The organism is Nonomuraea sp. NPDC049504 (assembly GCF_040676845.1).
Classification (GTDB): domain Bacteria; phylum Actinomycetota; class Actinomycetes; order Streptosporangiales; family Streptosporangiaceae; genus Nonomuraea; species Nonomuraea salmonea.
The window spans coordinates 51,608-61,407 of record NZ_JBFAPT010000020.1 but is presented as its reverse complement, the minus strand read 5'-3'; the positions used below and the strand labels follow the sequence as shown (position 1 = coordinate 61,407).

Sequence of the window (9,800 nt, the reverse complement as noted above, 5' to 3'; positions counted from 1 at the left end):
GCAATTAGACAGGTGGGATGCCGGACGGCGGCGCTGGGGGCCCGGCGCCGCCGTCGGCATCCCGTCATCACCTCGGTGATCGTGCGTCGGCAGAGCCGTTGCCGGCGCCCGAGGTGACGCTTGTACGGGCGCTCAGCCGGCGTTCACCCGTGTAGACGTTCATCGAGTTCCCGCGCAGGAACCCGATGAGCGTCAGTCCCTCGTCGGCGGCCAGCTCGACGGCGAGCGAGGACGGCGCCGAGACCGCGGCGAGCACCGGTATCCCGCCCATGACGGCCTTCTGCACCAGCTCGAACGACGCCCGCCCCGACACCATGAGAACGGTGCCGCGCAGCGGCAGCCGCCCTTCGCGCAGCGCCCAGCCGAGCAGCTTGTCGACGGCGTTGTGCCGGCCGACGTCCTCGCGTACGCACAGCGGCTCACCGTCGGCCGTGAACAGGCCGGCCGCGTGCAGGCCCCCGGTCCTGTCGAAGACCCGCTGGGCGGCGCGCAGCCGGTCCGGCAGGGCAGCGACAGTCGACTGCGCCAGCTCGACCGGGTCGTCTCCCGCGCTCCAGCGAGCCACTGTGCGTACGGCCTCCAGCGACGCCTTCCCGCAGACGCCGCACGAGGAGGTGGTGTAGAAGTTGCGCGGCTCAGGCTCGGGCACGCCGGGGGCGAGCCGTACGTCGAGGACGTTGTAGGTGTTCAGCCCTTCGACGGTGGCCCCGGCGCAGTAGCGGATGGTGGAGATGTCGCCCGGCGACCCCACGGCACCCTCGCTGACGAGGAACCCGGCCGCCAGGTCGAAGTCGTCGCCCGGCGTGCGCATGGTGACGGTCAGCGGGGTGCCGTTGAGCCGGATCTCCAGCGGCTCCTCGGCGGCCAGCGCGTCGACCTTGCGCACGCGGGCGGCGTCCTTCACCCGCAGGATGCGCTTCTTGACGGTGACCCTAGACATATCCGTACCCGAAGCGTCCCTTGACGCAGAGGTTGCCCTTCGTGACGGGGTTGTCGTGCGGCGAGGTCACCTTGACGATCTTGTTGTCCTGGACGTGCAGGGTGAGGTTGCAGCCGACGCCGCAGTAGCTGCAGACGGTGGTGGTCTCGGCCTGGCGGGACTCGTCCCAGGTGCCGTCGGCGCGCATGTCGTACTCGGTCTTGAACGACAGCGCCCCGGTGGGGCAGACCTCGACGCAGTTGCCGCAGTAGACGCAGGCCGAGTCGGTGAGCGGGGCGTCGAACTCGGTGGAGATCTCGGCGTCGAAGCCGCGCCCGGCGACGGAGATGGCGAAGGAGTTCTGCCACTGGTCGCCGCAGGCGTCCACGCACTTGTAGCAGAGGATGCATTTGCTGTAGTCGCGGACGTAGAGGTCGTTGTCCACCTTGGCGGGCTGCTCGACGGTGGCGGCCTCGTCGCCGAACCTGGCGGGGTCGGCGCCGTACTCCTCGGTCCACTCGGCGGCGCGCGGCGTGGTGGACAGGTCGACCGACGAGCCGAGCAGTTCGAGCACGACCTTGCGGCTCTGGCGGGCCCGCTCGGTGTCGGTGCCGACCTTCATGTTCGGCTCGGCCTTCCTGGAGCAGGCGGGCGCCAGCGTCCTGGCGCCCTCCACCTCCACGACGCAGACCCGGCAGGCGTTCTTCGGGGTGAGCGTGTCGCCGTAGCAGAGGGTGGGCACGTCCTTGCCCGCCGCCTGGCAGGCGTCGAGGATCGTGGAGCCCTCCGGCACCCGTACGGTCTCGCCGTCGATCTCGACGTCGATGAGCCGGCGGGGCGGCTGGAGCGGGATCATTTGAACACTCCCAGACGGTCGATGGCCGATTCGACGGCGTTCCAGGCGGTCTGCCCGAGGCCGCAGATGGAGGCGTCGCGCATGGTCTGCCCGACCTCGCGCAGCAGCACCAGGTCGGGGTCGTCGTCCCGGCGCGGCTCGTTCGGATCGACGCGGCGGGTGAGGCGGTGCAGTGCCTCCTCCTGCCGTACGGTGCCGACCCGGCAGGGCACGCACTGCCCGCAGGACTCGTCGCGGAAGAACTCCGCGATGCGCAGCAGCAGCGCCTTGAGGTCGACGGAGTCGTCGATGACGAGCACCACGCCGGAGCCGAGGGTGGCGCCGGCGTTCCTGGTGCCCTCGAAGGTGAGCGGGATGTCGAGGTCGGTGACGAACGCCCCGGCGGCGCCGCCGAGCAGCACGGCCCTGGTGGTGCCGGTGGTGCCGGCCAGGTCGAGCAGCTCGCGCAGGGTGGCGCCGAAGGTCAGCTCGTACACGCCGGGCCGTTCGACCGCGCCGGAGACGCAGAACAGCTTGGGCTCGGCCGCCGCGTACGCCGGCGCGCCGCGCTCCAGGATCGGCAGCACGTTGACCAGCGTCTCGACGTTGTTGACCACGGTCGGCTTGCCGAACAGCCCCTTCTCCACGGGGAAGGGCGGTTTGCTGCGCGGCTCGCCGCGCCGCCCCTCGATGGAGTTGAAGATCGCGGTCTCCTCGCCGCAGATGTACGCCCCCGCGCCTCTGCGCAGCTCGATGTCGAACGACAGCCCCTTGCCGAGGATGTCGTCGCCGAGCAGCCCACGGGAGCGGGCGGTGGTGATGGCGTGCTGGAGCCGCGCGGTCGCCCTCGGGTACTCGCCCCTGATGTAGAGGTAGCCCTTGGTGCAGCCGGTGGCGTACGCGGCGACGGTCATCGCCTCGATGAGCGCGTACGGGTCGCCCTCCATCACGACCCGGTCCTTGAACGTGCCCGGCTCGCTCTCGTCGGCGTTGCACACGAGGTAGTGGGGGTGGTCGGGCTGGCGGGCGGTGGCCTCCCACTTGCGGCCGGTGGGGAAGGCGGCGCCGCCCCTGCCGACCAGGCCCGACTCCAGCACCTCGCGGATCACCCCGGTCGGCCCGAGCTCGAAGGCGCGGCGCAGCGCGGTGTAGCCGCCGGCCGCCCGGTAGTCGTCGAGGCTGGCCGGATCGACCTGCCCGACGCGGCGCAGCAGCACCAGGCCGGGGTCGCCGGACTGCGGCACGGCCTCCTTGACGGGCGTCTCGCCGGCGACGTGCACGGCGGGCGCGTGGCCGTTGGTGCCGGGCGTGGTGCCGGTGATGGTGGTGATCGTGTCGGGGGTGGCGGGGGCGTACACCTCGGCCCGGTGCGGCACGCCGGCCTCCAGGGCGAGCGCGGCGGGGGCCCGCTCGCACAGGCCGAGGCAGGGGCTCTCCTGCCAGTCCTTGCCGGGCGGGCCGAAGCGCTCGCGTACGCGGTCGCACACGGCCTTGGAGCCCTTGGCCTGGCAGGCCAGGTCGGTGCAGACGTGCAGCACCCGCTTGGGCCGCTCCTCGACGGAGAGCAGCGAGTAGAACGTGGCCACGCCGTACGCCTCGGCCGGCGGCACGTTGAGCCGGCGGCAGATGTAGTCGAGCGCGCCCTCGCTGATCCACCCGACACGGTCGTTGACCGCGTGCAGGGCGGGCAGCAACTGGTCGCGCGCCTCCTCGGCGCGGACGGCCATGCGCAGGTCGGCGTCGGTACGGCTGCCGCCGGTCCACGCGGAGGCGGGCGGGCCGAGCAGGTCGTCGACCGCCGCGCGCTCCTCGTCGGTGGGCTTGGCGTCGCGGAATCTCAGATCCATGTGGTCACCCGGCCTTGACGAGCTTCTCGACCCTGACCGCGGCAGCTTTGAACTCCGCCGTCCCCGAGATCGGGTCCGTGGCCTCGATCGTCAGGGAGTTGGTGTCGACCTCGTCGGGGAAATGGAACGTCATGAACACCAGCCCGGGTCTCAGCCCAGGGTCGATGTGGACGGGCGCGACCACCGAGGCCCGCCGGGAGGTGATCCGCACCTCCTCGCCGGCCACGACGCCGAGCTTCTCGGCGTCCTCGGGGCACAGCTCGATCGTCTCGCCGCGGCGCAGCGGCGAGGCGAACCCGGAGGACTGCACGCCCGTGTTGTAGGAGTCGAGCCGCCGCCCGGTCGTCAGCCGCAGCGGGTACTCCTCGTCCACCAGGTCCACCGGGGGCGAGTGGCGCAGCAGGGCGAACGGCGCCGGCATGCCCCGCTTGACCGGGTCGCTCTCCCACAGCCGGCCGTGCAGGTAGGGCGGCTCCAGGGAGTCCTCCGACGGGCACGGCCACTGAATGCCCTGCAACTCGGCCAGCCGCTGGTAGGACATGCCGGCGTGCTGGGGCGACAGTGACCGCAGCTCGTTCCAGACCTCCTCGGCGCCGTCGTAGTGCCAGTCGTGACCGAGCCTGCGGGCGATCTCGCAGACGATCCAGATGTCGTCGCGGGCCTCGCCCGGCGGCTCCAGGGCCTTGCGCACCCGCTGGACCCGGCGCTCGCTGTTGGTGAACGTGCCGTCGGCCTCGCACCAGGCGGCGCTGGCCGGCAGCACCACGTCGGCCATCTGCGCGGTCTTGGTGAGGAAGATGTCCTGGACGACCAGGTGATCGAGCATGGACAGGCGCTTGATGCAGGAGAGCGAGTCGGCCTCTGACTGCACCGGGTTCTCGCCGATCATGTAGCAGGTGGTGAGCTTGCCCTCGCCCATCGCCTCCAGCATCTCGGTGAGGTTGTAGCCGTAGCGGGGCTGGATGGCGCGGCCCCAGGCGCTCTCGAAGCGCTGCCTGGTGCCGGGGTCGAGGATGTCCTGGAAGCCGGGCAGGCGGTTGGGGATGGCGCCCATGTCGCCGCCGCCCTGCACGTTGTTCTGGCCGCGCAGCGGCGACAGGCCGGAGCCGTAGCGGCCGACGTGGCCGGTGAGCAGGGCCAGGTTGATCAGCGCCCGGACGTTGTCGGTCGCGTTGTGGTGCTCGGTGATGCCGAGCGTCCAGCAGAGCTGGGCGCGGTCGGCGCGGGCGTAGGCGTGGGCCAGCTCGCGGATCGCCGTGGCCGGCACGCCGGTCACCTGCTCGGCCGCCGACAGCGTCCAGGGCTCGACGGACTCCTTGAACTCCTCGAAGCCCACGGTGGCCCGCTCGATGAACGCCTCGTTGTGCAGCCCCGCGTGGATGATCTCGCGGGCGACCGCGTGCGCGAGGGGGATGTCGGTGCCGACGTTGAGCCCGAGCCAGAGGTCGGCCCACTGGGCGGTGCCGGTGCGGCGCGGATCGACGGCGAACATCTTGGCGCCGTTGTGGATGCCCTTGAGCACGTGCTGGAAGAAGATGGGGTGGGCGTTCCTGGCCGCGGAACCCCACATCACTATCACGTCGGTGTCCTCCACCTCCTGGTAGGAGGAGGTGCCGCCACCGCTGCCGAACACCGCCGACAGGCCGGCCACGCTGGGGGCGTGGCAGGTGCGGTTGCAGGAGTCCACGTTGTTGGTTCCGACGACCACCCGGGTGAACTTCTGCCCGACGTAGTTCATCTCGTTGGTGGAGCGGGCGCACGACAACATCGCGAAGCTGTCGGGCCCGTGTCGTTCTATGTTGCGGCGGAAGCCCTCCGCTGCTCGCTCCAGCGCCTCCTCCCACGACGCCTTGCGCAGCACGCCGTTTTCGCGTACCAGTGGATGGGTCAGGCGGTCATAGCTCATGATCCCTCCATTCAGTATACAATCTACGGTATTCCGGGCTATACCGCACGGACAAGGTTCGCGTTCAGCAGGTCGCTCACCGCGTGGATCGCCCTCAGCGTCGGCACCTCCGCTCCGGTCAGATCGGCCAGCTCGACCACCGCCGCCAGCAGCACGTCGAGCTCCAGCGGCTTGCCCTTCTCCAGGTCCTGGAGCGTGGACGTCTTGTGCTCGCCCGCCTTCTCCGCCCCGCGCAGGCGGCGCTCTATCGAGATGCCCGGATCGCAGCCCACCCGGCGGGCCACCTCCACGGTCTCCCGCATCATGGCGACGACCAGCTCCCTGGCGCCGTCGTGGCGGCAGATGCCGGCCATCGTCGCGCGGGCCAGCGCGCTGATCGGATTGAAGGCGATGTTGCCCATCAGCTTGATCCACACGTCTCTGCGCAGGTCGCGCTCGACCGGGCACTTCAGCCCGCCCTCGACGGCGGCTTCGCTGAAGGCGCGGCAGCGCTCCGACAGCCGGCCGTCGGGCTCGCCGATGGAGAAGCGGGTGCCCTCCAGGTGGCGGATCACGCCGGGCTCCTCGATCTCCGTCGCGGCGTAGACCACGCAGCCGATGGCGCGGTGCAGGGGCAGCGCGGCCGTCACCGCGCCGCCGGGATCGACGCTCTCGATGCGGTAGCCCTCGTACGGGCCCTTGAGCCCGTGGAAGTACCACCACGGGATGCCGTTCTGCGCGGCGATGATGCTGGTCGTCTCGTGCAGGAGCGGCCGGATCATGGGGCCGGCGGCGGCGTAGCTGTTCGCCTTGAGGCCCAGGAAGACGTGGTCCACCGGGCCGACCTCGGCGGGATCGTCGGTGGCATGGGGATGGGCGGTGAAGTCGCCCCTGGGGGTGAGCACCCGCACACCGGCACGGCGTATCGCCTCGAGGTGCGCGCCTCTCGCGATGAGGTGCACCTCGACTCCCGCCTTGTGGAGTGCGGCCCCCACGTACGCGCCGATGGCGCCGGCGCCAAGAACAGCGACCTTCATGCTTGCGCTCCGTTCTTGCGTCGGATTGTAAGCACGGAGCCCCGTAGCTGCGGCAGTCGCTTGAAGGCGACCCGGCCGTAAGTACGGGGCCCCGTGCTCGCGGCGGGATCGCTGGACACTCCCCACCGTGCATTCGGTATACAGTATGGAAAAACGAGGGTCAAGGAGTGTGCCTGTGACCGTTTTGTGGCATGGACCAGTGGTGGAAGCGATCTCATGGCCCGCCGCCCGGGCCCTCGCGGCGGGCGCGGCCTGCCCTTCGAAGCCTTCATCCGTGCCGCTGCGGGAGGCGCTCGGCTGCCGGCTGGCGGCGCCGCTGCGCGCGCTGGTGGCGGTGCCGGGCGTGGACGTCTCGGCGATGGACGGGTACGCCGTCGCGGGTTCCGGGCCCTGGCGGGTGGTGGCCCGGGTGCTGGCCGGGGGAGCGCCGTACGGGGGTGCGCTGCGGGCGGGCGAGGCCGTCGAGATCGCCACCGGCGCCCCGGTGCCGGCGGGCGCCGAGGCGGTCCTGCCGTACGAGCACGCGGACGGCGACGTGCCCAGGGGCGGCCCGGCCGGTGACCTGCACGCGGGCGGCGCGGGCGGCCCCCTCGGCGGGCCCGTGGGCGGGTCCGTGGGCGGGGTCGTGGGCGGGGTCGTCGGGGGCGTCGTCGTGCCCGGCAGGCACATCAGGCGCAGGGGCGAGGACATCGCCGAGGGCGCGGTCGTGCTGGGCGCGGGGACGGTGGTGACGCCGGTGACGCTCGGCCTGGCCGCCGCGCTCGGCCACGACGTGCTGGAGGTGCGTCCACGGCCGCGCGTCGCGGTGCTGGTGACCGGCGACGAGGTCGTGGACGCCGGCCTGCCCGCCCCAGGGCGGGTTCGCGACGCGATCGGCCCGTTCCTGCCCGGCCTCGTGGAGTGGGCGGGCGGCCGCGTCGCCACCACCACCCGCCTCCCCGACGGCCCTGCCGCGTTGCGCGCCGCCCTGGCCGGGTGGGCCGAGCATGGGGCCGGCGGGGGATGGCCGGCGGGCGCGGACGCGCCGAGCGGGTGGCCGGAGTGCCGCGAGGACGTGGTCGTGGTGTGCGGGGCGTCGTCGAAGGGGCCGGCCGATCATCTGCGGGCGGTGCTGGCGGAGCTGGGCGCCGACGTGCTGGTGGACGGGGTCGCCGTACGTCCAGGGCACCCCCAGGCGCTGGCCCGCCTGACGGACGGCAGGCTCGTGGTGGGCCTGCCGGGGAACCCGTTCGCGGCTCTGGCCGCCGCGCTGACGCTGCTCGCCCCGATCCTGCGCGAGCTGTCCGGCGTGCCCGCCGCGCGGGAGACGAGCGCGCTGTCGGGCGAGGTGCGCCCGCACCCGCGCGACACCCGCCTGGTGCCGGTCCGGCGGTCGGGTCGCGGCGCGGTCCCCGTGGGTCATGACCGGCCGGGATCGTTGTGGGGCGCGGCCCTGGCGGACGCGCTGGCAGTGGTGCCGCCGGGGTGGTCCGGTGAGCAGGTCGAGCTGATCGAATTGCCCTAGGGCCTGGACACGCCCTTCCGGAGAGAGTAACCATTGCGTTCATACGGTATGCAGTATGCGGAAGACAGCGAGCTCGTTCGCCAGGAAGGGTGCATGATGTCGGAAACGATCTCCGGTGGTCATCTCGTAGCCAAGGCACTCAAAGCCGAAGGCGTGGACGTGATCTACACGCTCTGCGGCGGCCACATCATCGATATCTACGACGGCTGCGTCGATGAGGGCATCGAGGTCATCGACGTACGCCACGAGCAGGTGGCCGCGCACGCCGCCGACGGTTACGCCCGCATCACCGGCAAGCCGGGCTGCGCGGTCGTCACCGCGGGGCCGGGCACGACCGACGCGGTGACCGGCGTGGCCAACGCCTTCCGCGCGGAGAGCCCGATGTTGCTCATCGGCGGCCAGGGTGCGCTGAGCCAGCACAAGATGGGCTCCTTGCAGGACCTCCCGCACGTCGACATGATGACCCCGATCACCAAGTTCGCGGCCACGGTGCCGAGCACCGAGCGGGTGGCCGACATCGTCTCCATGGCCTTCCGCGAGTGCTACCACGGCGCTCCGGGGCCGTCGTTCCTGGAGATCCCGCGCGACGTGCTCGACGCGAAGGTGCCGGTCGAGAAGGCGCGCATCCCCAAGGCCGGCCACTACCGCGCCTCCACCCGTCAGCAGGGCGACCCCGAGGCCATCGAGCAGCTGGCCGACCTGCTCGCCCACGCCGAGAAGCCGTGCATCCTGCTCGGCAGCCAGGTCTGGACCTGCCGGGCGACCGACGCGGCCATCGACTTCGTACGGACGCTGAACGTCCCCGCGTACATGAACGGCTCGGGCCGCGGCACGCTGCCGCCCGGCGACCCGCACCACTTCCAGCTCAGCCGCCGCTACGCCTTCACCGAGGCCGACCTGATCATCATCGTCGGCACCCCGTTCGACTTCCGCATGGGCTACGGCAAGCGCCTGTCGCCGACGGCCAAGGTCGTGCAGATCGACCTCGACTACCGCACGGTCGGCAAGAACCGCGACATCGACCTCGGCATCGTCGGCGACGCCGGGCTCGTCCTGTCCGCGGTGGCGCAGGCCGCGAGCGGCCGGGTGGACAACAGCGCGGCCCGCCGCAAGGAGTGGCTGGACGAGCTGCGCAACGTCGAGACCCAGGCGTACGAGAAGCGGCTGCCCCGCCAGCTGTCCGGCGCCCAGCCGATCGACCCCTACCGCCTGGTCCACGAGATCAACGAGTTCCTCACCGAGGACTCGATCTACATCGGCGACGGCGGCGACATCGTCACCTTCTCCGGCCAGGTCGTGCAGCCCAAGTCGCCGGGCCACTGGATGGACCCGGGCCCGCTCGGCACGCTCGGCGTCGGCATGGCCTTCGCGATGGCCGCCAAGCAGGCCCGCCGCGACAAGGAGGTGCTGTGCCTGTTCGGCGACGGCGCCTTCAGCCTCACCGGCTGGGACTTCGAGACCATGGTCCGCTTCGACCTGCCCTTCATCGGCGTCATCGGCAACAACTCCTCGATGAACCAGATCAGGTACGGCCAGGCCGCCAAGTACGGCCAGGACCGCGCCCGCGTCGGCAACACCCTCGGCGACATCCGCTACGGCGAGTTCGCCAAGCTGCTCGGCGGCTACGGCGAGGAGGTCCGCGACCCCGCCGAGATCCGGCCGGCGCTGGAGCGGGCCCGCGAGTCCGGCAAGCCCTCGCTGATCAACGTCTGGGTCGACCCAGAGGTGTACGCCCCAGGAACCATGAACCAGACCATGTACAAGTAGGGGAAT

The 9,800-nt window shown here is 71.6% G+C and carries 7 protein-coding genes; 2 read left to right on the top strand and 5 right to left on the bottom strand.

What is annotated here, in order from left to right:
• Positions 1 to 67 precede the first annotated feature (67 nt).
• Genes fdhD through AB0K28_RS32755 form a run of 5 tightly spaced genes read right to left on the bottom strand, consistent with a single transcriptional unit; the run spans position 68 to position 6,523 of the window.
• Positions 68 to 940, bottom strand: coding sequence for a formate dehydrogenase accessory sulfurtransferase FdhD (gene fdhD, locus AB0K28_RS32775; RefSeq protein ID WP_364377612.1), 873 nt, complete (start codon positions 938 to 940; stop codon positions 68 to 70).
• On the bottom strand, positions 933 to 1,775 hold the full coding sequence (locus AB0K28_RS32770; RefSeq protein WP_345399306.1) for a 2Fe-2S iron-sulfur cluster-binding protein: 843 nt from the start codon (positions 1,773 to 1,775) through the stop codon (positions 933 to 935). The genes fdhD and AB0K28_RS32770 overlap by 8 nt, the downstream gene beginning before the upstream one ends.
• Positions 1,772 to 3,601 carry an NAD(P)H-dependent oxidoreductase subunit E gene (locus tag AB0K28_RS32765; protein WP_364377610.1) on the bottom strand — a complete coding sequence of 610 codons (1,830 nt, stop codon included), beginning with the start codon at positions 3,599 to 3,601 and terminating at the stop codon, positions 1,772 to 1,774. Before AB0K28_RS32765 ends, AB0K28_RS32770 begins: the two co-directional genes overlap by 4 nt.
• Positions 3,602 to 3,605: 4 nt before the next feature.
• Positions 3,606 to 5,507: a molybdopterin-dependent oxidoreductase gene (locus AB0K28_RS32760; RefSeq protein WP_364377608.1), complete on the bottom strand. Its 1,902-nt coding sequence runs from the start codon at positions 5,505 to 5,507 to the stop codon at positions 3,606 to 3,608.
• Positions 5,508 to 5,545: 38 nt separating this feature from the next.
• Positions 5,546 to 6,523, bottom strand: a complete 978-nt coding sequence (locus AB0K28_RS32755; RefSeq protein WP_364377606.1) for a 2-dehydropantoate 2-reductase — start codon at positions 6,521 to 6,523, stop codon at positions 5,546 to 5,548.
• A 199-nt stretch (positions 6,524 to 6,722) separates the two neighbouring features.
• Here AB0K28_RS32755 and AB0K28_RS32750 point away from each other — a divergent pair, with 199 nt between their 5' ends.
• Together AB0K28_RS32750 and AB0K28_RS32745 are read left to right on the top strand one after the other, a co-directional pair.
• Positions 6,723 to 8,027 carry a molybdopterin molybdotransferase MoeA gene (locus tag AB0K28_RS32750; RefSeq protein ID WP_364377604.1) on the top strand — a complete coding sequence of 435 codons (1,305 nt, stop codon included), beginning with the start codon at positions 6,723 to 6,725 and terminating at the stop codon, positions 8,025 to 8,027.
• Positions 8,028 to 8,120: 93 nt separating this feature from the next.
• The gene (locus tag AB0K28_RS32745) at positions 8,121 to 9,794 is read left to right on the top strand and encodes a thiamine pyrophosphate-binding protein (protein WP_345399318.1); all 1,674 of its coding nucleotides are present in this window, start codon (positions 8,121 to 8,123) and stop codon (positions 9,792 to 9,794) included.
• The last annotated feature ends 6 nt before the right edge of the window (positions 9,795 to 9,800 follow it).

What these genes read in the sequence shown, in the direction of transcription:
- AB0K28_RS32755 (WP_364377606.1), bottom strand. Translation starts at nt 6,523, where the DNA reads ATGAAGGTCGCTGTTCTTGGCGCCGGCGCCATCGGCGCGTACGTGGGG.
- fdhD (WP_364377612.1), bottom strand. Translation starts at nt 940, where the DNA reads ATGTCTAGGGTCACCGTCAAGAAGCGCATCCTGCGGGTGAAGGACGCC.
- AB0K28_RS32770 (WP_345399306.1), bottom strand. Translation starts at nt 1,775, where the DNA reads ATGATCCCGCTCCAGCCGCCCCGCCGGCTCATCGACGTCGAGATCGAC.
- AB0K28_RS32765 (WP_364377610.1), bottom strand. Translation starts at nt 3,601, where the DNA reads ATGGATCTGAGATTCCGCGACGCCAAGCCCACCGACGAGGAGCGCGCG.
- AB0K28_RS32745 (WP_345399318.1), top strand. Translation starts at nt 8,121, where the DNA reads ATGATGTCGGAAACGATCTCCGGTGGTCATCTCGTAGCCAAGGCACTC.
- AB0K28_RS32760 (WP_364377608.1), bottom strand. Translation starts at nt 5,507, where the DNA reads ATGAGCTATGACCGCCTGACCCATCCACTGGTACGCGAAAACGGCGTG.